The sequence below is a fragment of the Prochlorococcus marinus CUG1438 genome (genome assembly GCA_017644325.1).
Lineage (GTDB): Bacteria > Cyanobacteriota > Cyanobacteriia > PCC-6307 > Cyanobiaceae > Prochlorococcus_A > Prochlorococcus_A marinus_AA.
On the sequence record JAEPLS010000002.1, the window covers coordinates 342321 to 365695 of the forward strand.

The window sequence follows — 23375 nt, forward strand, 5'->3', positions numbered from 1 at the left end:
GATTTCAGTTAAAGCCTTCTTCATTTAGTTTTGTGAGTGCGATGGCCAATGCATCCGCTGAATCATCAGGTTTTGGAGGCTTTTTAAGTTCTAATTCATTCATCACAGAATCAAGAACTTCCTTTTTTGATGCTTTTCCAGACCCAGCAATAGTTAATTTTATCTGAGCAGGGGCATATTCACTAACATGAATTTTTTTTGAGGCTAAGACCATCATAATCACACCTCTAGCCTGAACAACGCTGATAGTAGTACTTGATCTATAAAAGAAAAATTTTTCTACCGCAGCTATATTTGGATTCCAATGATTAATTAATTCATTAAGATCGTTGAATATCTCATAAAGTCTATCTTCCTCTTTTTTATCTTTACCTGTCTCAATAACTCCACAATCTAATAATATTTTTTTTTCATTTTCTATTTCGATAATTCCATAACCAACTCTTGCTAATCCAGGATCAATTCCAATTATTCTCACTTTAATTAAGCTTCTGCAGACAATTGAAACTTTGAAAGATTTTCTTTTTCATCTAAATCAAAAACTTTACAAAAAGCTTGAATAACTCTTTCACCTGAATCAACTTGCTCTAGCGGATCTTTTCTTAGCCTATGTCTTAAAGAGCAAGAAATAACCCTTGCTATGTCATCTTCTTGCACTTCAGTTCTACCCTCAAATGCTGCAATTGCCCTTGCCGATCTATTTGTAACAATATCTCCACGTAAACCATCAACATCAAGTTCTCCGCAGATTGCAGAAATATTCAATCTAAGGTCATCGTCCATTTTGACAGAATTTAATATCTCTTGCGCTTTAATAACCTTTTGTTGAAGTTCATCCTGCTGTTTCTCAACACTCAATGAAAACTCATCAGGATTATCATCAAAAGAAGTCCTTTGATCTACTACCTGAACTCTTAATTCAGCATCTCTAACTGTCTTTACCTCAACACTCATTCCAAACCTATCTAATAATTGAGGCCTTAATTCTCCTTCTTCTGGATTACCTGAACCAATAAGAACAAACCTCGCAGGATGTCGAACCGAGACTCCCTCTCTTTCAACTGTATTCCATCCGGAAGCAGCCGAATCTAAAAGTACGTCAACTAGATGATCATCAAGTAAATTCACTTCATCAACATATAGTAAACCCCTATTCGCTTTTGCCAATAAACCTGGTTCAAATGCCTTAACACCTTCACTCAAAGCTTTCTCTATATCTATAGTTCCACAAAGCCTATCTTCAGTAGCTCCTAATGGTAAGTCAACCATAGGCACTTGTTTTTGAACACTTTCTATATTTTCTCCTTGAACAATTTTTTCCAAAACTTCTTTACTCTGCAAATCAGGATCAATTAAAGAACTATTATATGGATCGTCTTTAACGACGTCTATTGCTGGCAACAAATCAGCTAAGGCTCTAATTGTAGTTGATTTTCCAGTCCCTCTATCACCCATTATCATCACTCCTCCAATTCTTGGATCTATAACATTTAATAAAAGAGCTAATTTCATTTCCTCCTGACCAATTACAGCTGTAAAAGGGAAAACCCGTCTTTTCTTTGTTGAAGTCACAATTTTAGTTTTCTTTGATATACAAATAATCAATAGATGCTACTTCAGAAAATGTTTTTAGTAAATATCCTTATCAAATTTAACGACAGAGAAATCAAATTTAATTTAATTTAAAAGTTTCTAATTTTTTTTGGAATTATTCAAAAACCATTTTATTTGATGGACAATTCCTCTTAAAACATTTATTTCGTGCATTGATGTATTAGCCCTCAAAATGTAATTCTTGAATTTACTTATTTTTTTTTTGGAGGTATGTTTTAAAAGATATCCAACTCCCAAAAGCATTTCCTCTATCTCATTAAATGAATCTTGTATTTGTTTTGATGATGCAAGATTAAAAACTTCTAATTCCCTATTAAGATTTTTTATAGAAGCCTTATTTAATTCATACAAAACTATTGAAACTGCATGAGAAATATTTAATGAGGGATTATCCTGAGAAGTTGGGATATTAAAAGTCTTATTTGCCAGAAGCAATTCATTATTAGTTAAACCTCTATCCTCTCTACCAAATATAATTGCCAAATTATTTATCTTTTTAAAGGATAAAGTCCAATCAAATATATCTTCAGAGGATTCGAAAAAAGAATCTTTACTTACATCAATCCTTCCACAAGATGCTAAAACTAAATCACAATCAAAAATTGCTTTTTCAAGATCATCAAAAATATTACAATGCTCAAGAAATTTCTGACCTTTAAGGGCCATCTTTTTTGCTTCTAAAGAATATATATCGCATTTTGGAGAAACAATTCTTAATTCGTCGACTTCAAAGTTGGAGCATAATCTTGCAACACTCCCAACATTTAAGGGGCCATTTGGTTCAACTAATATAACCTTTAAATTCGAAAAATTTCTTTTCATAGTCATTCAAGACTATGAAGATATTCTAACAAATTAGACATATTCTCAGGATCAATTTCAAAACTTGGCATAGGAGGAGTTAGGCCTCCAGTAACTTGTTTTATTATCTCTTTATCATTCAAACGATGAGTTATCGAGTGTAGGTCTGGGCCCACTAATCCTCTTGCTGTAATTCCATGGCATCCAACACAATTCATCTTAAAAAGGGCATCTCCATCCTTAACAGATCCATTAAGCCCAAGAGTTTCAACAATATATTTATTATTCTCGTGATAGTTAAAGAAAATTATTAAAAAACATATAAATGAAACTAAAAAAACAATTAAAAACTTTTTCAAGAATGCTCTTTTATGATCAGTTTCTACTGCAGATGATGAAGATGTTGACACAAAAAAAAGTCTCTATGTAACAATTGTGTATAAGAATATCAAAAAAGGCAAAAATGATCGAACCTCTTCTGTGTGGAATTGTTTTAGGGTTAGTTCCAATAACTCTTCTTGGATTGTTTGTAAGTGCATGGAATCAATACAGAAGAGGTTCAGGGATGTTGGACCTTGATTAAAAATGTTAATCTTGATTGCCCATAATTTCTGACATCTACAGTTTCCCATAAAGTACTTTTATTAATAAATAATTTTGGAGAATGTTCACAAATAACTATTGAATCTTTTTTTAAAAAATTACATTGAAATATCTGATTCAAAACTAGCTCATAGAAATTAACATCATATGGAGGGTCTAGATAAACAAAATCAAATTTTAATTTATTTAAATCCATAATTTTAGAAGATAAGTTTCTCTCGAAATTTGGTTTTGTCCAGTTCAAAACATCATTACAAATAACATCAATATCATTTTTTCTTTTATCTATGCCCTGCAATGAAAGTATATTTTTCAAGCAAATTTTTGAGTTGTTTTTATTTTTTTCAATTGCAACAATTTTCTTTGCCCCATGATTATATGCTTCGCAAGATATAGCTCCAGTCCCACTAAACAAATCTAACCAGTTACTATTTTCAACCTTATTCTTCAATATATTAAATATAGCCTCTCTAACCCTCAAAGTTGTTGGTCTTGTATAAACATTATTTGGACCAAAGAGTTTTTTACCACCTATTAATCTTAAGTTTGTCTTCATCAAGTAATTATTAGTTATTTAATATTACTAAGCCATCTTCTCAAAAGTTTTTCACCTGTTTTACCAGACTTTTCTGGATGAAATTGACAAGCCAATAAATTATCAATTTCAATAATCGCTGTTAATTTTTTAGAACCATAATCAACTTGAGCTGCAATAATATTTAAGTCATCTGGAATTGCATGATAGGAATGTACAAAATAAACCCAATTATCTATTTCTTTTAGTTCTACTAAAGTATTCGGTTTAGTAGGCAAAAGTTGGCACCAGCCCATGTGTGGGATTCTATGGTTAACCACATTAGGAATTTTTTTTATTTTTCCTTTCAGAATGCCTAGTCCTTTAACTTTACCTTCGTCACTGGATTCAAAAAGAAGCTGAAGGCCTAAACAAATCCCCAAAAAAGACTTCCCACTTTTAATCCAATTTTTCAAATCAGATATTAAATCCGTATTTGTAAGATTAATAATCGCAGGATCAAATGCACCAACCCCAGGAAGTATTATCGCCTTACAATCTTTTGTTTCTTTAAAATTTTTAATTAATATTATTTCTTCTCCTAGACTTTCTAGAGATTTTGTTACGGAATGAATATTACCCATTCCATAATCTATAAGTCCTATTTTATGCAAAGCTGTTTATTTTATAAATGCTTAGTTAGAGTGCTTGACAGAGTTGCTTTTGGTACAGCTCCCACAACGGTATCAACCTTTTGACCACCTTTGAATATCATTAACGTTGGAATACTTCTAATTCCGTATTGACTTGCAACATTTGGATTCTCATCAGTATTTAATTTGAAAACTTTAATTTTCCCTTCAAAGTCTTTTGAAATTTCTTCTACAACTGGTGCAACCATCCTACATGGACCGCACCATGGTGCCCAAAAATCTACCAATACTGGTAAATCACTTTGTAGTACATCTTTGTCAAATGAAGAATCAGTTACGGCTGGAGCTGATGACATAATTTAAGTATTCCTTTTAGAAAATTTAGCAGGCAATTCTTTTTAGTGATGGTTTCATTACAGATAAAATAATATAAGTAACAAAATATCTAAAAAAGCCCGATTAATCGGGCGATTTAGTGTGTGAGGAGTATGGGGTTGCCCCCATCATTTAATAATAACTCTAAATGCGAAATTTGTTCAGTTTAAAGCTTAATTTACCAAGATTTAACATTTTGCTTTAAGTAATCTATTTACCCATTCCAAGTTGCTGAGCTTTTTGATAAACCTTACCCTCTGTAAGAAGAGATGGCGCAATAACTATTTCTACCTCTTGCATCTCTTTGATATTTTTAGCCCCAAGAGTGCTCATTGATGTTCGTATAGCTCCAAGCAAATTATGTGTCCCGTCATCAAGCAATGCAGGTCCTTTAATTATCCTTTCTAAAGATCCCGTAGACCCAACTTCAATTCTTGTTCCTCTCGGCAAAATAGGACTTGGTGTGGCCATACCCCAGTGAAACCCCTTACCTGGAGCATTTGAGGATTTAGCTATAGGTGAGCCAATCATTACAGCATCAGCTCCACACGCTAAACATTTACAGATATCTCCGCCCGTCACAATTCCTCCATCTCCAATGATGGGGATATAACGACCACTTTCTTTAAAGAAATCGTCTCTTGCTGAACTACAATCAGCAATTGCGGTTGCTTGAGGAATTCCAATTCCTAGGACCCCTCTTGAGGTACATGCAGCACCAGGGCCGATACCAACCATTAATCCTGAAACTCCAGCTTCCATAAGAAGCTTAGCAACTTCGTAAGTAACACAATTACCAGCCACGACAGGGACTTTCATAGATTTGCATAGATCTTGAATGTTTAAGGTTGCCTTTCCTTCCATACCAATATGCTCAGTTGAAACTACTGTGCCTTGAAGGAAAAATAAATCTAATTTAGAATTATTAAGTGTTTCTTGAAATTTAATAGCCGCTTGAGGAGTTCCACTAAAAGCAGCTATACCCCCTTTTTCTTTGACCTCATTTATTCTCTTTGAAATCAATTCTTTCTTGATAGGTTCACTGTATATCTTCTGCATTAACGGAACAAAATCATTCTTCCCAACTGATGCAATTCTATTTAATATTTCATCAGGATTTTCATATCGTGTTTGAATTCCCTCCATATTAATGACCCCTAGGGCACCTAATTTTGCAAGTTCTACAGCCGTATCTACGTCAACAACGCTGTCCATTGCACTCGCTACAATAGGAACCTCTCTCTTTAAATCACCTATTAACCAGGAAGGATCTGTCAAATCATAATCCAGTGTTCTCTTGCCAGGGACTAAAGCTATTTCATCAATTCCATAGGCCCTTTTGACTCTTTTGTTTAAACCAAGTTCAATATTCACGAAATTTTTCTTTTATTTTGATTAAGTTAACAACTAAAGGGGTAATAAGCCAAGGTTTATTCAAAAACAATAGTTTTTTTTTTAATTTGTGTGTAAATGTGAGTATTTGGCAATTAAAATTACCTTTTTTTTTATTCATTATGACGATCAGCGATTATTATTAAAAAAAGGATTTTTATATGTCTGATATTGTTGATTCAGGAAATTCTGGATTAAGCGAAGATAATGATCGAATTATTCAAACCGACTTAAGAAATGAGATGTCGCGCTCATACCTAGAGTATGCAATGAGTGTCATAGTTGGGCGCGCCCTCCCAGATGCAAGAGATGGATTAAAGCCGGTACATAGAAGAATACTTTATGCAATGTATGAACTAGGTTTGACTAGCGGTAGGCCATATAGAAAATGTGCAAGGGTTGTTGGAGAAGTACTTGGTAAATACCACCCCCATGGTGACACTGCTGTCTATGATGCTTTGGTTCGGATGGCTCAGGATTTTTCTATGAGGATGCCACTTATAGATGGTCATGGAAACTTTGGTTCTGTAGATAACGACCCTCCCGCAGCAATGAGATATACAGAATCTCGTCTACAGTCTCTTACAGATGAGAGTTTACTAGAAGATATTGAATCTGAAACTGTAGATTTCGCTGATAACTTTGACGGTTCTCAGCAAGAACCTACAGTGCTACCTGCGAGAATCCCACAACTACTTTTAAATGGATCATCAGGAATAGCAGTAGGAATGGCGACTAATATTCCTCCTCATAACTTAGGTGAATTAATCAATGGTCTAAGATCAATAATTAAAAACCCTTCGCTTGAAGATAGAGAGCTTTTTGAACTAATTAAAGGCCCTGATTTCCCTACTGGTGGACAAATCTTAGGAAGAGATGGTGTCAGAGAAACCTTTAAAACAGGAAGAGGTTCTATAACTATGAGAGGTGTAGCAAATATTGAGCAAATTAAATCTACAGGCAGGGCAGAGAAAGATGCGGTAATAATTACAGAACTACCTTTTCAAACTAATAAAGCGGGCTTGATAGAGAGAATTGCAGACTTGGTTAATGAGAAAAAATTAGAGGGCATTTCTGATATTAGAGACGAAAGTGATAGGGATGGAATGAGAATTGTTATCGAACTTAAAAGGGATGCCTATCCACAAGTAGTTTTAAATAATTTATTTAAGTTAACACCTCTACAAAATAATTTTAGTGCGAATATTCTAGCCTTAGTGAATGGAGAACCTACAACGCTCTCACTTCGAAAAATGTTAGATGTATTTTTAGATTTTAGAGTAGAAACAATAAGGCGAAGAACTGGTTTTTTATTAAAAAAGGCAGAAGAAAGAGATCACATTGTAAAAGGCCTTTTATTAGCCTTAAGTGCTATGGATGAAATTATAAATCTAATAAGATCGGCGAAAGATACAATTACAGCTCGAGAAAAATTACAAACTGATCATGAGTTATCTTCGACGCAAGCAGAAGCAATTTTGCAAATGCAGTTAAGAAGATTAACAGCCCTAGAGGCTGACAAAATAAGAGGGGAACATGATGAATTAACCCAGAAAATCAACCAATATCAACAGATATTGAATAGTAAAGAAAGAATTCTTGAAATTATTCTTGAAGAGCTTAATAAAATAGATGAAAGATTCTCTTCTCCAAGAAAAACAGAAATCCTAGATTTAGGTGGTGGTCTAGACGATATTGATCTTATAGCCAATGATAGATCAGTAGTTTTATTAACTGAAGCAGGTTATTTAAAAAGAATGCCTGTAAATGAATTTGAATCTACTAGTCGCGGATCAAGAGGTAAAGCTGGCACAAAGACCCAGGAGAATGATGATGTAAAATTATTTATAAGCTGTAATGATCACGATACTCTTTTACTTTTCAGCGATAGAGGTGTAGCTTATGCCCTCCCAGCATATAGAGTTCCTATGAGTAGCAGAACAGCGAAAGGTACTCCATCAGTTCAACTTCTCCCAATCCCAAGAGAAGAAAAAATAACTTCACTAGTTGCTGTTGATTCTTTTGTTGATGATCGTTACTTACTAATGCTAACTAAAGCTGGCTATATAAAAAGGACGGCACTTTCTGCTTTTTCGAAGATCCGTTCAAATGGTTTAATTGCAATTAATCTTGAGGATGGAGATGCCCTAACTTGGGTAAGGTTATCAAAAGAGGGTGATAGTGTTTTAATTGGATCAAAAACAGGAATGGCGATTCATTTCAGACTAGATATTAATGAATTAAGGCCTTTAGGCAGGACCGCAAGAGGTGTTAAATCAATGAACTTGAGAGAAGGAGACAGCCTAGTTTCCATGGATGTTTTACCATCTAATTTAGTTGATAAATTGGCTAAAATTGAAAACCTCACTGAAGAAATTGATGACAATGTTGAGGAGAACTCATCAGACGGTCCTTGGGTATTAATAGCAAGTGCATTTGGATTAGGTAAGAGAGTACCTGTAACTCAGTTTAGATTACAAAAAAGAGCAGGAATGGGTTTGAGAGCAATAAAGTTCAGAATTAAAGATGATGTACTGGTTTGTTTAAAGGTTTTTGGCGAGGGCGAAGAATTACTTCTTGTGACCGAAAAAGGTGTGATAGTAAGAACAAATGCAGATAAAATCTCTCAGCAATCCAGAGCGGCTACTGGAGTGAAATTACAGAGATTAGACGAAGGTGATCATTTATCGGAAGTGGTATTAGTTCCTCGTGAACAAATAGAGGAAACAGACCAACTTAACCCAGCCGAAGAGAATTGAAAGATAAACGGTTAATTAAATAATATGGAAATACTTGATATTTTAATTTTAGGCTCCGGTCCTGCAGCATTATGTTTAGCTTCAGAATTAGCCAAGCAGAATTTGAATATAAAGGGAATATCTACTAAATCTCCAAATGAAAAATGGGAGAATACATATGGCATATGGGCATCTGAACTAGAGGAGCTAGGATTAGAGTCTTTATTATCTCATCGCTGGTGTAAAACTGTTAGTTTTTTTGGGGATGGCGAAAACCAAGAGGGAGATAATCCAACAAAACATAATTATGATTATGGTTTAATAAATCAAGAAGCCTTTCAAAATGAACTTTTAAAAAACTGTAAAGGTATTGAATGGTTGAATGAAACAGCAAAAGACATTAAAGAAAAAAACAAACTATCTGAGGTAATCTGTTTTTCAGGTCTTAGAATAAAGGCAAGATTAGTTATCGACGCAAGTGGTCATAAAAGCAATTTTATAAAAAGACCATTTCAAAATGAAATCGCTCAACAAGCTGCTTATGGAATTGTTGGTAAATTTTCGTCGCCACCTGTTAATAAGGAAGAATTTGTTTTAATGGATTTTCGTCCCAATCATTTAAACGATGAAGAAAAGTTATCCTCCCCTTCCTTTCTTTATGCAATGGATTTAGGAAATGAAACTTTTTTTGTTGAAGAAACCTCATTAGCAAGTTATCCTGCATTATCTCAAGAAAATCTAAAAAAAAGACTTTTTAAAAGACTAAATAGTAAGGGTATTAAGGTAAGTGAAATTTTTCATGAAGAGAATTGCCTTTTCCCAATGAATTTACCCCTCCCATTTAAAAAACAATTTGTACTTGGTTTCGGAGGGGCTGCAAGTATGGTTCATCCTGCATCAGGATATATGATCGGATCTTTATTAAGAAGGGCTCCACTCCTCGCAGAAAAATTAGCAATCTTTTTAAAAGAACCTCATCTAACTTCTCTAGAACTAGCTACAAAAGGCTGGGATATCCTATGGCCTTACGAGTTAACACAAAGACATAAACTTTACCAATATGGTCTTAGAAGATTAATGAGTTTTGACGAAAGTAGATTAAGAAGCTTTTTTTCAAATTTCTTTAGATTATCGACCAATGAATGGGTGGGTTTTCTTACTAATACACTTCCACTTCCAAAACTAATTTATGTGATGAGTAAGATGTTTATAAATTCACCTCTAAAAGTAAAACTAGGAATGCTTAAATTAAATTAGTATTTTTATTCTGTCCAATCATCAATATTAATTTCGGGAAAAACTTTATCTTCTTCCTCAATATCTTCAAGTAGTTTTAAATTAATAATGGAATGATTTTTAATCATTTCAACCAATTGCCAGAACCTGAATAAGTGTTTTTCTATCCTCTCTTTTGCAAGCTCAGTTGTCGTTCCTGCTCTTAGAATAAAACTCCAATCAGAGGATTCAGAGAGAAGTAGTTCTCTTGCTGCTTGCTTTAGGAGTCTTAAAGATAAATCATTATTAGATTTTTTTAAGGATAAATCAACGAAAGTTGAGCCTGCTTTTGTAATTTCTGGAACGACCCATGCGTTTGCATCATTAATCCAATAATTGTGGTATCCACCTTGTCCCCAACTTGATGGAGATGGATCACAAATCTGAAGATTTGGCTTTTGCATTAAGAATTCTTTTAAATTTGTAAGCTTAATTGAATATTTACTAGATTTCTTTAAAATATTTTCTATAAAAACAGGTCCCTCATACCACCAATGACCAAATAACTCTGCATCAAATGGAGCTACCAATAAAGGATTAAAGGAAGAGGATAAGGTTAATTTTTCAAATTGTTTGGATCTCGCCAGAAGATAAGCATCAGCATCCTTTCCAGCTTTCATTTTGGCCTCATTTTCTAAGTAAAACTTCTTTTCCCCTAACGGTACGTTTTCATCTGTAATCTTATGAAACTTTAACCCTAAAGGTCTTTTTGTTAAGATGCCTCTCTTTTGGAGCTTAAAGATAGGCAATTCCCAACCCAAATCTTTATGAAATTCCCGATAAGCTTTGTCGCCAGGGAATCCATCCTTGGCAGACCAGACGGGCAAGGTTGCCTCACTATCTCTCCCAAAGAATGCAACTCCTTTTTTCGAGCATATTGGAGCATATACACCATATCTTGGCCTTGGTGTGGAATTTAGAATCCCATGACCGTCTAATATTGTATATCTAATTCCGGAATTAAATAGTATCTCATCTAAATTTTCATAATATGCACATTCAGGTAACCAAATACCTAAAGGCTTTGTTCCAAAAATATTTTCATGACTCCTAATTGCTGTATTAATTTGTCCTTTAACAGTTTCAGGATTCTCCCTTAGAATTGGCAAATATCCGTGAGTAGCTGCACAAGTAAGAATATCCAAATTTCCAGAGTTATTTAAAACCTTAAACTTATCAATTAAATTTCCAGAACAATTTTGCCAATATAAGTATTTATCATTCAGATTTTTCATTAAAAATGCAGAGGCATTTTTTTCTTCTAATGGCAGTTCCTTTAAAAAATCTTTCCTTGTTTCAATCCAGCTTGGGAAAGTATCTTTAATTTGTTTATTATTTAGAAGCGATAATAATGTTGGAGACAAACTAATAGTAAGTTTTGTATTTTCAGGATCTTCTTTTTTGGAAGATTCTATTGATTGAAGTAGTGGTATGTAACATTCCAAAATCGCCTGAAATAACCAATCCTCTTCTAAAGAGTTTTTTTCATTTTTTTTTACATAAGGAAGATGAGCATGTAAAACTATCGCTAACTGACCTAAAACATTTTTTTTGTGGTATTGCCCATTCATACTTTTTATAATTTATGCCTGTAATACTATAAAAAATCAAAATTAACCTTTTTAAAAAGGAAGCTTTAATCCTAAAAGAATACTTTAATAATTTAAGTATTTCATTTTTTTTTTCAGAATTTTAACCAATATTGTTAAGTTATAAATTTATAGCAAATTTTAATTAAACAAAATCTAGTCAAATTTTTTTAATTAGCTTAATATAAGTTTAAGTTATTCCTTCTAATGTCAAAAGATCCTGGAAGAATTTTGATCTTTGATACAACTCTTCGAGATGGAGAGCAATCTCCAGGTGCCAGTTTAAATCTTGAAGAAAAACTTGCTATCGCCCATCAACTAGCAAGATTAGGAGTTGATGTTATTGAAGCTGGATTCCCTTTCGCAAGTCAGGGTGATTTTAAAGCTGTTAACAAAATTGCCAATGCCGTAGGGAAAGAAAATGGTCCTACAATATGCGGCTTATCTAGAGCATCTAAAGGAGATATAAAAGCATGTTATGAAGCAATAAGTCCAGCGCCCAAGAAAAGAATACATACTTTTATTGCTACAAGTGATATTCATCTAAAACATAAACTTAAAAAATCTAGAAAAGATGTTCTTCAAATAGTTCCAGATATGGTTAATTATGCAAAATCATTCGTAGATGATATTGAGTTCTCTTGTGAAGATGCCTCCAGGAGTGAACCTGATTTTTTATACGAAGTGATTCAACTAGCAATCTCTGCAGGAGCGACAACAATAAATATTCCTGATACTGTTGGATTTACAACTCCTAGTGAATTTGGCAAATTAATTGCCGATATAAATAAAAATGTTCCAAATATTGATGAAGCAGTAATCTCGGTTCATGGTCACAATGATTTAGGTTTAGCAGTAGCCAATTTTCTAGAGGCAGTAAAGAACGGAGCAAGACAACTAGAATGTACTATAAATGGAATTGGGGAAAGAGCCGGGAATGCTTCGCTAGAAGAATTAGTAATGGCACTCCATGTTAGGAAAAGTTTTTTTAATAATTTTTTCAAAAGAAATCCTGACTCGCCAACTCCTCTTACGGCGATAAGAACAGAAGAAATAACAAAAACCTCAAGACTTGTTTCAAACCTAACCGGAATGACGGTACAACCTAATAAAGCAATTGTGGGGGCTAATGCTTTTGCACATGAGTCAGGCATTCATCAAGATGGGGTTTTAAAAAATAGACTAACTTACGAAATTATTGATGCAAAAACTGTTGGTTTGATTGACAACAAAATATCTTTAGGAAAACTTAGTGGAAGAAGTGCAGTAAGAGCAAGATTAGAAGAGATGGGATATGACTTGAGCCGAGAAGATTTAAATGATGCATTTACTCGTTTTAAGGATTTAGCTGACAGGAAAAGGGAAATTACTGATAGAGACTTAGAAGCAATTGTTAGTGAACAAGTACAGCTCCCAGAAGCTAAATTTCAATTAAGTCTTGTACAAGTAAGTTGCGGTAATGCATCTAAACCTACTGCAACCATTTCACTCCTAAACACGGAAGATAATACTGAAGATACTGCTGTATCAATAGGAACTGGACCCGTTGATGCTGTATGCGAGGCTTTAAATAAATTAGCTAAAGTTCCTAATGAATTAATTGAATTTTCTGTTAAGTCGGTAACAGAAGGAATTGATGCCTTGGGCGAAGTGACAATAAGAATTAGGAGGGATAATAAAATATATTCTGGTCATTCTGCTGATACTGATGTTGTAGTTGCTGCTGCGAATGCTTACGTTAATGCTTTAAATAGGCTTGTCTTTTCTGAGAAAAAAAATTCAATTCACCCACAATTTGATAATTTAGAAAATTCTAATAAAGCATTTCTATCTAATCATGCAAATTAAATTATTTCTTGAGAATATTAAGTATCATTTAAAATAACCTCTTAATACTGTAGATTAATTGAATAGTTAAAGCTGTAAATAATGAGAGAAAGATTACTAGGATATTGGGCACTTTCATGGCTTGGTTTAATCAGCAATATATCTGCACTTCCAATAATTGCACTAATAATAAGTTATGGGCCACCACTAAAAGTTGCAAATATAACTCTTGCCATAAGTCTTGGTTGGCCTGCTGCAATCGTAGGAATAGTTTCTTCAGCGGCTCTTTTGGCAGAGAGAAAATGGGGAGTAACTTTAACTCTAGTATCACTATCAATGGTGATTGCTGGGACGGGTCCTTATTCAGTGTTAAGACTCATAACTCTTAAAGACGTTTTTGGAATTGGCGGGTTTACCCTCTTAACAACATTATTAAGTACGTTAGCTCTTCTATATTGGTGTAATCCAAAACATAGAAGAAGTATTAGATTATAAAATTGAAAATCAAGAAAAAGTATTATTCTTACTAGTTGGATACTGAATTCTTCTATGTCTAATTCTTTTCCACACATTCAAGAATGCCCTTTTTACGAGAAAAATTTCTCCTTTCGATAAATTACTATTATCTAATTGCCCATCTTTTTCACGTGAGTAAATAATATTAGATATTGTTTCCAAAGCTTCTTTGTCAGATGCATTAATATTCATAGCTCTTAGGGCGGCTTCACATCCATCTGCAAGCATTAAGATGGCTGTTTCTTTTGACTGAGGAATAGGACCTTTGTATCTAAAATAATTTTCATTAATGTTAAGATTCTTTTCTTTAGCCTTTTGGAAAAAATATCCCATTTTTAAGGTGCCTTGATGTTCAGGGATAAAATTGGCTATTAGTTTAGGTAGTCTATTTTTCCTTGCAAATTTCAATCCTTCATCAACATGAGCCTGCAATACTTCTGCACTTTTAATAGGATCATCCAACTCGTCATGTGGATTTTTTGAACCATCCTGATTTTCGATAAACCAGTTTGGTGCATGTAATTTACCAACATCATGATATAAAGCTCCAGTTTTAATTAAATCAATATCACCACCAATCATTCTTGTTGCTTCCTCTGCTAAACCACATATAAGTAAGGTATGTTCAAAAGTACCAGGAGCTTCAAGTGACAATCTTCTAATTAGAGGTTTCTCCTTATCAGCTAACTCTAGTAACCTTGCTTTAGTTAATAATCCAAATACCGATTCAAAAATAGGAATAAATAAAATAGTAAAAAGCATTACTATTGCCAAGAGCAATGAATCTGAAAATATATTACCGTTAGCCAAAATATAATCTTGCTTGTTAATAATAAACATTTTATCTTTACTTATCAATATCCATTGACTCAGAAACGATCCTAATGGGACAAAAATTGATAGTTGAAGTAACTGAGCTCTACTTCTTATTCTTCCTCCAAGTAAAGATACTACAGAAGCGCAAACTAATAAAATAAAAATCAAATTATTATTTATAGCAACTGCTGGGTCTGGCCAACTAAGGCTTGCTATTGATACCCAAGCCAAAGCAGTTATACTTCCCATTCCCTGAGATATTATTAACGCCGGTGGAATTATCATAGATAATGGACTTATTGTTGAAGCAAAGGCTAATTTCGTCGCTTGTACTGCTAAAAGAAGAGTAATGATCAAGATAATCTGTCTTGAAGAAATTGTGGGGTTCTCTTTTTTTGAAACTAATATCAAAATTCCAGAACTAATAAATATTTCGGTAAAGGTCAAAAGCCAAGAAAAAATATCTTTGATATCTAAAGGCGAGATTAGAAGCAATTTATAGGAAGAAATTATTGAAATTAAAATACATATTAAAAAAATTATGAGATTATCTATTCTTGAAATTTTAATGGGTTGTTTTACTGGAACTTGACTTCTACTCCACAGATAAAACAATTTTTTTAGGGTAGTTGTGATGTTTTGCACAGAATATAAATAAATCTATTTGAATAATTTAAAATTATAGGCATGCTAGGTGTAAAAAGGAGATGTTTTTCTAAATGTCATTAAAACTAGACGGTAAAAAATTATCTCTTGAAATTGAAGAAAGATTAAACAACTACATCTCTAAAAATAAAAAAATTGCAAAAAGAGTCCCCGGTTTAGCTGTAATAAGAATAGGTGAAGACCCAGCGAGTGGTGTTTACGTCAATAACAAGGAAAAAGCATGTTCAAGGATTGGAATAAAAAGCTTTATTTTTCATCTAAAAGATAATATAGAGCAAGAAGATGTTGAAAAACTAATAATCAAACTTAATTCTGATAAGGATATTGATGGTATATTGCTTCAACTTCCCATCCCAAAGAAGTTTAATGAGCAAAAACTGATCAGCTATATAAATCCAAGCAAAGATGTAGATGGATTAAATGAGATAAACATTGGCAAATTAGTAAAAAATGAGCCTGCGATGAGATCATGTACACCAGCAGGAATTATTAATTTGTTAAGATCCCAAAATATTACAATTGAAGGCAAGAAAATTGTTGTTATCGGAAGAAGTTTGCTTGTTGGGAAACCCCTGTCTCTAATGTTGTTGAATCAAAATGGGACGGTTACAATGACTCATTCAAAAACATTAAATTTGAATGAAGTCTGTAGAGAAGCTGACATACTAATTGCAGCTGCAGGAAAACCCAATCTTGTAGATTCGAGTTTTGTGAAAGAAGGAGCAGTAATTATTGATGTTGGAATACATAGATTAAAAAGTTCCGAGAAAAATCAAACCAGATTATGTGGCGATGTATTATTAGAAGATGTCATTTCTAAAGTATTTGCTTACACGCCTGTCCCAGGAGGTGTTGGACCCATGACAGTAACAATGTTACTTGTAAATACTATTTTTAGTTGGCAAAAACAATTTGGTCTATCATCAACTCTTAATGACCTTTTGCCATAAACTCTAAGATGAAAAAATTTTTTACTATAGGTATAAGATGACTGAAGTTATAAATAGTATTTCTGATTTTGAACAATATCTTAAAAACACTAAAAAGGATGTTGAAGAAGCACTTGATTTTTCCTTAGGCCCTGAGAATCCAGAAATATTAAGAGAATCAATGAGATATTCCCTTTTAGCTGGAGGGAAAAGGATACGTCCAATTTTATGTTTAGCATCTTGCTCACTGGCTGGTGGAGACCCCTCTCTTGCTATTCCTACTGCAGTAGCTATAGAAATGATACATACAATGTCCTTAATTCATGATGATCTACCTGCTATGGATAATGATGATTTGAGAAGAGGTAGGCCAACGAACCATAAAGTATATGGAGATGCAATTGCTATTCTTGCAGGCGATGCTTTATTGACCAGAGCCTTCGAAATGGTCTCTTTAAGAAGCCCAGGAGTCGATCCAACTAGATTATTAAATGTAATTGGTGAATTATCACTAGTTGCAGGTGCGCCAGGTTTAGTGGGAGGACAAGTTGTTGATTTAGAATGCGAAGGCAAAGAAGTCGACCTTGAGACTCTCGAATATATTCATCTTCATAAGACTGGGGCTTTATTAAAGGCTTGCGTAAGAACAGGCGCGATGATCGCAGGTGCTAACGAAAAACTTTTACAAGCTCTAACAACATATGCAGAGGGAATTGGTTTAGCCTTTCAAATAATAGATGATATTCTTGATTTAACTTCCAGCAGTGAAAAACTTGGCAAAACTGCGGGTAAAGATCTTTTAGCTGACAAAACGACTTACCCTAAGTTACTTGGAATGGAGGAGTCAAAGAAAAGAGCATTTGATTTAGTTAAACAAGCAAAAAAAGCAATTGAACCTTGGGGTGCAGATGCAAAGTATTTAATATCTCTAGCCGACTTTATTACAAATAGAGACAGATAAATAGTTTTAATTTATGTCTGAGTTTTTTACCTTCTTTAACAATTCAGTTCTTTTCTGGAGCTTATTATCTTGTTTACTAGCTCAGTTTTTTAAAATTATATTCAATTTCTTTTCAACTGGAAAGATAAGGTTTGGAATTATGTTCGAGACGGGTGGTATGCCTTCGAGTCATTCCGCCTTAATAACTGGTGCTACATCTGGGATAGGATATGAATTGGGATTTGATAGCTCAATATTTGCATTATCAGTTGCTGTTGCACTAATAGTTATGTATGACGCTAGTGGTGTTAGAAAATCAGCTGGAGTTCAAGCGGCAGAAATCAATAAACTATCAAAAAAACTGGACCCTCAATCTGAATTACTTTTAAAAGAAACCTTGGGCCATACAAAAATTGAGGTCATGGTAGGGAGTTTTTTAGGACCATTAATTACTTTGCCTGGAATGTTTTTTTTAGGTTCTCCTCTCAAAATATTTGATTTGATAATAAATTAAGAATTCTTGAGAAAACTAATTTGGGTGGCATTTATAAAGTTTTTTGCTAATTCTCTTGAACTTGGCAAATGTAAATGAATCCAACTTGCATGCAATTTTTCATCAAAAAAGCCCTCATTTTTGTATTCAGTTTTCCAAGATTTAATTTTCCATGGGGAAGAAAGTTTCTTATTTTGCTCAGCTTTTCTTAAATCAAGTTCAGATAAGTTATTTTCAATTTCCCAATAATGAAATTCATGTCCCCGAATTGATTGATTTTGTTTAATGATCGGAGTATCTTTTAAACCCTTAATATATCTATAACCTACTGAAAGTTTACTTTTTTTTGTTCTAAAGGGAAGAATACCACTCATTTTATGATTATTACCCTTTTCATCCTGTAAAAAGTCCCCTAAAATCATCATCCCTCCGCATTCTGCATATATAAATCCACTTTTGCGGAATTTCCTTAACGAATTTAAGCTTTTTAAAGAGTTACTTATATGATCAGCATATTTTTCAGGAAATCCCCCAGGAATAATTAAAGAAGAAGCCTCATTTGGTATTTCTTCATCATCATAAATACTCCATGAAATCAATGGAATTCCTATCTCACTCAAAAACTCCTTAGTTTCGGGGTATTGAAAATGAAAGATTTTATCTTCGGCAATTGCGATAGGTTTACTTTTGTCTGTTTTAAAAACCTCAAAACTGGAAGAATTAAATATTTTCTTCTTAGGAGATTTCAGGAATTTAACAAGAGAACATAAATTAAGATTTCTTTCTGCGAAATTTGCAAAATATTCAACATCAATTTCCTTACCATCGTCCAATGGAGATATCAAACCTAAATTAGCTTTGCTTAAAGTTATTTTTGAATCAGATGGTAGAAAACCGAGAATTTCGGTATCTTCATCTTTAAAAACTTCTTCAATTAATTTTTTATGTCTATCTGAATTAACGTTATTAAATATAATTCCTGCTATTGACAACTCACTATCGAAATCCCTAAAACCTCGAACCGTGGCTAAAAGAGAAGCTACTTGACCTCTGGCATTAATAATAAAAATTACTGGAGCATTGAGAAGTTTAGAGATATTTGCTGTGCTTGAAAAAGTAGTCGACCCTAACCCGTCGAATAGACCCATTGCCCCTTCAATTAATGAGAATTCATATTTCAAAGAATGTTTTAAAAAACTTTCTTGAACCCATTCCTCACCACTTAAAAAAACATCTAAATTCCTACAAATAGGTTGGCCAATTGAACTAAGTTGTTGTTGATCAAGATAATCTGGGCCAACCTTAAAAGTTTGGATCTTTATACCTTTTGAAAACGCCCAACAAGATATCAAAAGAGATAATGTAGTTTTCCCACTATCAGTTGAAGGAGATGATATTACACAAGGCATTTATTATTTATTAAAACTATCAAATATTTGAAGAGCTATTTTAATGGAATTTTCAAAAAGAGGACTTGTGTTACCTCTACTACTGCCCAATAACTTACTAACATCATACTCTGATGTAGAAAAAGAATTTGGAACAACTTGTTCTATTAATTCCATATTAGCCATTCCCCCTGCTTCAAGTCTCATACACTCCACTGATTCACAACCAAGTATTACACAAGTGTTATTTTTTTGAACCTCACTAATTTTTGAAATCAATCTCAATCCAATAACTTGTCCTAAATGAATACTTGGATTTCCCAAGGATAAGGGATTAATTGATGCTGAAATTATTTCACCATTAATTCTTTCAAATTCAATTTTTGTTGATTCTGTATTCCTTTCAACCCTTAGAAAAGACCAACCAAGTTTATCACTAATCCATGAGATCAAAAACAAAGCTTGAATCATATGATCTCCTGCAATATCAATATCAATATCAGTAATATGATCTAAAATCGGTCTTCTCGAAGGCGGATCAAAAATCATTGCCAATGATTCTCTCCAATTTTTCAATCTAACCCAATTCAAATCATTAATAGCTTTATTTGAATTATTTAATTGATCTAAAACTTTTAAACATCTTTTAGGCGATCCGAGAGCCGTATCAATTATTAACCTTAGACCACATTTAGCAAAATATTCGAAAACATCAGGAGATTCATCCAAGCTTCCATTCCACCACAACCAAGAAGGTAATTCATCAATAGATAATTCATCAATTATTTTTAATCCTTTATGGGCTATTGAGTCTGGGTTCCCCCTTATAACAACTAAATCCCCACATATCGGTTGCATAGTTGAGGTATCACTTAATGGACAGTAAGCGGACACAAAAGTTTTGAAATCTGAATTTTTATTTAGTGTTGGCGCTAGAGTCACTAATCTTCTCGGATTCAATGTACTTATTGATGATTCAAAAAATTGACCTCTAAAGTCTTCAAAGTCTTTATTAGATAAATCTTCCCTCAACAAATTTAATAGTTCTTCACTATTAAGGGCAGTAGTTATGGGAAGTCCTCGATCTAATATAAATTTTTTAGCAACTTCAATTATCTCTGGACTTAAGTTTCCAGTAATTGGTCCATTTACTAGTCCTTTTTGAACTAAACATTGTTCTAGCCAAGCAGGCTGCCAGACGATCAATGTAAAAGTATTGGCTCCAGTATTATCTTTATCTTCTGAAATCCATAATTTATTAAGGTAATTAGAAATTTCCTGATAAGGTAGCTCTAATGGAGTTTGGAGTGTTAATTGAGGTTTCATTTTTAAGGTCTGCGCCAGAAAATATTATCTTTTGACAGTAATTGATCAGATTCAGGAGGGCCCCACGTCATAGATTCATAATTATAAATAGGTAACTTCCAAGGAGAATTATCCATCAATTCTATTAATGGCGTATAAAGTTTCCAGGCCGCCTCTACTTCATCACTTCGAGTAAATAAAGTTGGGTCAGAAAGCATTGCATCAGCTAATAATCTTACATAGCCTTCATCTGAAGGTTCTCCAAAAGATTCATCATAAGAAAATTCCATCTCAACAGGTCTGGATTTCATTCCAGAACCAGGAGATTTAACCTCAAATTTGAAAGTTGCACCTTCATTTGGCTGAATCCTAAGGATAAGTTGATTTGGGGCGGGATTTATTATTGTTGATTCAAATAAATGAACAGGAACGTCTTTGAAAGTCAAAACAATTTCTCCAAGTCTTTTTGGTAGTCTTTTCCCTGTTCTCAAATAAAAAGGAACCCCTTGCCAACGCCAGTTATCAACGAAAACTTTTGTAGCAATATAAGTTTCTGTTGTGCTATTACTATTAACACCATCTTCCTGTCTATATCCTTTGAGTCGATTTGAGATATTTCCACCTTCTCCATATTGACCTCTTATACAACAATTCCATGGCTCATTTTCATCAGCAAGTTTTGAAGCTTGAAGAACCTTAGCTTTTTCATTTCTTATTGCTTCTGGTTCAAATTTTCCGGGAGGTTCCATAGCAGTAACGGCCAGCATTTGAGTCATATGATTTTGAAGCATATCTCTTAAAGCACCAGAGCTTTCGTAATAACCTGCTCTATCTTCCACACCTACTGTTTCAGATGATGTAATTTGAACACTTGATATATAATTTCTGTTCCAGATTGGTTCAAAAATAGTGTTAGCAAACCTCAAAACAAGAATATTCTGAACTGTTTCTTTACCTAAATAATGATCAATCCTGTAAATCTGACTTTCTTCAGCGCAACTTTGAACGATCTTATTCAGTTTTTTTGCACTTGAATAATCTTTTCCAAAAGGTTTTTCAATAACTAAACGACTTTTCTTGGAGTCATCTAAAAGGCCAGCCGACTTAAGAGCTTTACATCCACTTGCATAATAATTCGGAGATACTGATAAATAAAATGTTCTATTCCCATGAGTAGCTTGTGTTTTATCAATTTCATTTAATCTTTTAGAAAGTCTTACGACGTGATCACTTTTTTGTAAGTCAACTGGTTCATAGAAAAGATAATTAGAAAATTGATCCCACTCCCTTTCTTTACCAGATATTTGATTGGATAGCTTTGCTCTCATCTTTTGTCTAAACTCATCATCAGTCCAAGGTCTTCTGGCACAGCCAATAATTCCAAATTCACTAGGAATTCTTCTTTGCAAATAGAGTTCAAATAAGGCTGGTATTAATTTTCTATGAGTAAGATCTCCACTCGCACCAAAAATTACTAAGCATTGTGGAGAAATGACTCTTTCTTGCCGTAAACCTAATCTTAGAGGATTACTTAGAGTTGAAGGCATATTTTTAGTATTCTTTTTTTAAAATCCTCCTTTTTTACAAGATTAGCTACATAATGTGTCTAAACCAAAAAGTATTTAGTGAGTGAAAATTAAATCTAAATGTTAAAGATTTAGTAGGTTTCTACGTGCCATCTTCCTGCTTTCTTTAGTTGAGGTCTTAATTCTGACCAGTTCAAGCCTTTTTCTTCAGCCGCCTTTGTCATAGCTTCATCTATCCCAGGCTCCATACCCTTTAATCCACAAAGATATATATGTGTCTTCTCATCTTCAATCATATTGAAAAGCTCGTTTGCTGACTCTAAAACTCTGTCTTGGATATACATTCTTCCTCCTTTTGTATTTTGCTGCTCACGGCTGATAGCTTTTGTATATTTAAAATTATCAGGGTAATCAGTGAGATATCTTTGAAGATCTTCCTCATATAACAAATTAGATGATTTTGGAGCGCCCATAAATAGCCAGGCTTTACCTCTAAAATTCCATTTATTTTTTTCTTTTTCAGTTGCTTCGAACATTCTTCTTAAATAGGCTCTCATAGGAGCTATTCCAGTTCCAGTAGCCAGCATAACTATGTTTGCATCCTCTTCATCAGGAAGCAACATCTCTTTACCTACCGGTCCTGTAATTTTTACTTTATCTCCTGGCTTAATATCACATAAGTAAGTAGAACAAACACCATTTATAGTTTCACCATCTTTTTCGTACTGAAGCTGTCTAACACAAAGAGAAACTGTATTACCTTTAAAATCATCTCCATGTCTGGTACTCGCTATTGAGTAAAGTCTTAATTTATGAGGCTTTCCATTTGCATCTTCTCCCGCCGGCATGATTCCGATACTTTGGCCCTCAACATAATTTAAGAATGGATCACTATCTTTGAGATCGAAAGTAATATGATTTACTCTTCCAATAGCTCCTTCTTTAAGAAGGCTATAGTTTTCGATTACTGTGCCTTCATAAGGTGTCTTTGGTCTATAAATATTTACTGGGACATCAGCATGTTTTTTCTTAACTACTGGATTAGATACTTCCTTATCAACAGGAACAGACTTAGGTGCTGATTTTTGTTCAACAGGCTTTACAGGAGATTTTTTTGGTACTACATCTTGCGGAAAGTTTGAGGCTCTTTTACTAAAAAATTTTTGAATAAAAGAAAAAACTCCTATTACTACTGGTATATGAGCTAAGCCACCTGCGATAACTGTTGATTGTGAATACATTTTTTAGTTTTCTTTATATAAAAGATTATCAATTTGTATTGTAATTTGTAGTGATTTTACAAAAATGGTTACGTTTTGAGATCGGAATAAATAAGCGAAATTATTTTTATTTTTCAGTATTTGTTGTTTTTATCTGTATAGTTACACAGAAATAATTTTTTATCTTTTTAAAAA

At 33.5% G+C, this 23375-nt stretch carries 22 protein-coding genes; 8 read left to right on the forward strand and 14 right to left on the reverse strand.

Translation table 11 applies throughout. From position 1 onward, the window contains the following. Positions 1–4 precede the first annotated feature (4 nt). The 4 genes from ruvC to JJ847_07970 form a co-directional block, all read right to left on the reverse strand. Complete coding sequence (gene ruvC, locus JJ847_07955) at positions 5–478, reverse strand: crossover junction endodeoxyribonuclease RuvC (GenBank protein MBO6960819.1); 474 nt, start codon at positions 476–478, stop codon at positions 5–7. Between the two features lie 5 nt (positions 479–483). After that, complete coding sequence (gene bchI / locus JJ847_07960; GenBank protein ID MBO6960820.1) at positions 484–1572, reverse strand: magnesium chelatase ATPase subunit I; 1089 nt, start codon at positions 1570–1572, stop codon at positions 484–486. Positions 1573–1692: 120 nt separating this feature from the next. Next, a complete protein-coding gene (locus JJ847_07965) occupies positions 1693–2442 on the reverse strand; it encodes a TrmJ/YjtD family RNA methyltransferase (protein ID MBO6960821.1) in 750 nt (249 codons plus the stop codon). Then, entirely contained in the window at positions 2439–2825 is a 387-nt protein-coding gene (locus JJ847_07970; protein ID MBO6960822.1) for a cytochrome c, read from the reverse strand. Before JJ847_07970 ends, JJ847_07965 begins: the two co-directional genes overlap by 4 nt. 53 nt (positions 2826–2878) lie before the next feature. Here JJ847_07970 and petG point away from each other — a divergent pair, with 53 nt between their 5' ends. Next, positions 2879–2998 carry a cytochrome b6-f complex subunit PetG gene (gene petG / locus JJ847_07975; GenBank protein ID MBO6960823.1) on the forward strand — a complete coding sequence of 40 codons (120 nt, stop codon included), beginning with the start codon at positions 2879–2881 and terminating at the stop codon, positions 2996–2998. Here petG and rsmD read toward each other — a convergent pair. The 4 genes from rsmD to JJ847_07995 form a co-directional block, all read right to left on the reverse strand. Next, positions 2975–3574 (reverse strand): 16S rRNA (guanine(966)-N(2))-methyltransferase RsmD, encoded by a 600-nt coding sequence (gene rsmD, locus JJ847_07980; protein ID MBO6960824.1) that lies wholly within the window; start codon positions 3572–3574, stop codon positions 2975–2977. The genes petG and rsmD overlap by 24 nt on opposite strands. Positions 3575–3588: 14 nt before the next feature. Then, entirely contained in the window at positions 3589–4206 is a 618-nt protein-coding gene (gene hisH / locus JJ847_07985; GenBank protein MBO6960825.1) for an imidazole glycerol phosphate synthase subunit HisH, read from the reverse strand. 11 nt (positions 4207–4217) lie between these two features. Next, on the reverse strand, positions 4218–4541 hold the full coding sequence (gene trxA / locus JJ847_07990) for a thioredoxin (GenBank protein MBO6960826.1): 324 nt from the start codon (positions 4539–4541) through the stop codon (positions 4218–4220). Positions 4542–4770: 229 nt separating this feature from the next. Continuing rightward, positions 4771–5934, reverse strand: a complete 1164-nt coding sequence (locus tag JJ847_07995; GenBank protein MBO6960827.1) for a GuaB3 family IMP dehydrogenase-related protein — start codon at positions 5932–5934, stop codon at positions 4771–4773. Between the two features lie 179 nt (positions 5935–6113). Between JJ847_07995 and gyrA the strand changes: the two genes are divergently transcribed. Next, positions 6114–8711, forward strand: coding sequence for a DNA gyrase subunit A (gyrA, locus tag JJ847_08000; protein ID MBO6960828.1), 2598 nt, complete (start codon positions 6114–6116; stop codon positions 8709–8711). A gap of 24 nt (positions 8712–8735) precedes the next feature. Beyond that, on the forward strand, positions 8736–9947 hold the full coding sequence (locus JJ847_08005; protein ID MBO6960829.1) for a lycopene cyclase family protein: 1212 nt from the start codon (positions 8736–8738) through the stop codon (positions 9945–9947). A 5-nt stretch (positions 9948–9952) separates the two neighbouring features. On the opposite strand, the gene JJ847_08010 is transcribed toward JJ847_08005, so the two are convergent. Then, positions 9953–11536 carry a DUF1957 domain-containing protein gene (locus JJ847_08010; protein ID MBO6960830.1) on the reverse strand — a complete coding sequence of 528 codons (1584 nt, stop codon included), beginning with the start codon at positions 11534–11536 and terminating at the stop codon, positions 9953–9955. Positions 11537–11761: 225 nt separating this feature from the next. On the opposite strand from JJ847_08010, the gene JJ847_08015 reads away from it, so the two are divergent. Both JJ847_08015 and JJ847_08020 read left to right on the forward strand, forming a co-directional pair. Continuing rightward, positions 11762–13402: a 2-isopropylmalate synthase gene (locus JJ847_08015; GenBank protein MBO6960831.1), complete on the forward strand. Its 1641-nt coding sequence runs from the start codon at positions 11762–11764 to the stop codon at positions 13400–13402. Between the two features lie 81 nt (positions 13403–13483). Beyond that, positions 13484–13876: a hypothetical protein gene (locus JJ847_08020; GenBank protein ID MBO6960832.1), complete on the forward strand. Its 393-nt coding sequence runs from the start codon at positions 13484–13486 to the stop codon at positions 13874–13876. 9 nt (positions 13877–13885) lie between these two features. Here the strand turns inward: JJ847_08020 and JJ847_08025 are convergent, their stop codons facing one another. Further along, positions 13886–15358 carry an HDIG domain-containing protein gene (locus JJ847_08025; protein MBO6960833.1) on the reverse strand — a complete coding sequence of 491 codons (1473 nt, stop codon included), beginning with the start codon at positions 15356–15358 and terminating at the stop codon, positions 13886–13888. A gap of 74 nt (positions 15359–15432) precedes the next feature. Between JJ847_08025 and folD the strand changes: the two genes are divergently transcribed. From folD to JJ847_08040, 3 genes are read left to right on the forward strand one after another with little or no spacing between them, the layout of a single operon-like run. Beyond that, positions 15433–16329, forward strand: a complete 897-nt coding sequence (gene folD / locus JJ847_08030) for a bifunctional methylenetetrahydrofolate dehydrogenase/methenyltetrahydrofolate cyclohydrolase FolD (GenBank protein MBO6960834.1) — start codon at positions 15433–15435, stop codon at positions 16327–16329. 37 nt (positions 16330–16366) lie between these two features. Further along, on the forward strand, positions 16367–17269 hold the full coding sequence (locus JJ847_08035) for a polyprenyl synthetase family protein (protein MBO6960835.1): 903 nt from the start codon (positions 16367–16369) through the stop codon (positions 17267–17269). 13 nt (positions 17270–17282) lie between these two features. Next, a complete protein-coding gene (locus JJ847_08040) occupies positions 17283–17762 on the forward strand; it encodes a divergent PAP2 family protein (GenBank protein ID MBO6960836.1) in 480 nt (159 codons plus the stop codon). On the opposite strand, the gene JJ847_08045 is transcribed toward JJ847_08040, so the two are convergent. The 4 genes from JJ847_08045 to JJ847_08060 all read right to left on the reverse strand — a co-directional run bounded on the left by JJ847_08045 (position 17759) and on the right by JJ847_08060 (position 23201). Beyond that, positions 17759–19150, reverse strand: a complete 1392-nt coding sequence (locus tag JJ847_08045; GenBank protein ID MBO6960837.1) for a cobyrinate a,c-diamide synthase — start codon at positions 19148–19150, stop codon at positions 17759–17761. The genes JJ847_08040 and JJ847_08045 overlap by 4 nt on opposite strands. A 3-nt stretch (positions 19151–19153) precedes the next feature. Continuing rightward, on the reverse strand, positions 19154–20455 hold the full coding sequence (locus tag JJ847_08050; protein MBO6960838.1) for a glucose-6-phosphate dehydrogenase assembly protein OpcA: 1302 nt from the start codon (positions 20453–20455) through the stop codon (positions 19154–19156). Positions 20456–20457: 2 nt separating this feature from the next. Continuing rightward, positions 20458–21981, reverse strand: coding sequence for a glucose-6-phosphate dehydrogenase (locus JJ847_08055; protein MBO6960839.1), 1524 nt, complete (start codon positions 21979–21981; stop codon positions 20458–20460). 110 nt (positions 21982–22091) lie between these two features. Then, positions 22092–23201, reverse strand: coding sequence for a ferredoxin-NADP reductase (locus tag JJ847_08060; protein ID MBO6960840.1), 1110 nt, complete (start codon positions 23199–23201; stop codon positions 22092–22094). Positions 23202–23375 lie beyond the last annotated feature (174 nt).

Excerpts from the sequence above, each read along its gene's own strand:
- rsmD (MBO6960824.1), bottom strand. The coding sequence starts at position 3,574 with ATGAAGACAAACTTAAGATTAATAGGTGGTAAAAAACTCTTTGGTCCA.
- JJ847_08045 (MBO6960837.1), bottom strand. The coding sequence starts at position 19,150 with ATGCCTTGTGTAATATCATCTCCTTCAACTGATAGTGGGAAAACTACA.
- JJ847_07965 (MBO6960821.1), bottom strand. The coding sequence starts at position 2,442 with ATGACTATGAAAAGAAATTTTTCGAATTTAAAGGTTATATTAGTTGAA.
- JJ847_08035 (MBO6960835.1), top strand. The coding sequence starts at position 16,367 with ATGACTGAAGTTATAAATAGTATTTCTGATTTTGAACAATATCTTAAA.
- JJ847_08015 (MBO6960831.1), top strand. The coding sequence starts at position 11,762 with ATGTCAAAAGATCCTGGAAGAATTTTGATCTTTGATACAACTCTTCGA.
- JJ847_08060 (MBO6960840.1), bottom strand. The coding sequence starts at position 23,201 with ATGTATTCACAATCAACAGTTATCGCAGGTGGCTTAGCTCATATACCA.
- folD (MBO6960834.1), top strand. The coding sequence starts at position 15,433 with ATGTCATTAAAACTAGACGGTAAAAAATTATCTCTTGAAATTGAAGAA.
- JJ847_08010 (MBO6960830.1), bottom strand. The coding sequence starts at position 11,536 with ATGAATGGGCAATACCACAAAAAAAATGTTTTAGGTCAGTTAGCGATA.
- trxA (MBO6960826.1), bottom strand. The coding sequence starts at position 4,541 with ATGTCATCAGCTCCAGCCGTAACTGATTCTTCATTTGACAAAGATGTA.
- JJ847_08050 (MBO6960838.1), bottom strand. The coding sequence starts at position 20,455 with ATGAAACCTCAATTAACACTCCAAACTCCATTAGAGCTACCTTATCAG.
- gyrA (MBO6960828.1), top strand. The coding sequence starts at position 6,114 with ATGTCTGATATTGTTGATTCAGGAAATTCTGGATTAAGCGAAGATAAT.
- JJ847_08005 (MBO6960829.1), top strand. The coding sequence starts at position 8,736 with ATGGAAATACTTGATATTTTAATTTTAGGCTCCGGTCCTGCAGCATTA.
- JJ847_08020 (MBO6960832.1), top strand. The coding sequence starts at position 13,484 with ATGAGAGAAAGATTACTAGGATATTGGGCACTTTCATGGCTTGGTTTA.
- JJ847_08040 (MBO6960836.1), top strand. The coding sequence starts at position 17,283 with ATGTCTGAGTTTTTTACCTTCTTTAACAATTCAGTTCTTTTCTGGAGC.
- JJ847_08055 (MBO6960839.1), bottom strand. The coding sequence starts at position 21,981 with ATGCCTTCAACTCTAAGTAATCCTCTAAGATTAGGTTTACGGCAAGAA.
- petG (MBO6960823.1), top strand. The coding sequence starts at position 2,879 with ATGATCGAACCTCTTCTGTGTGGAATTGTTTTAGGGTTAGTTCCAATA.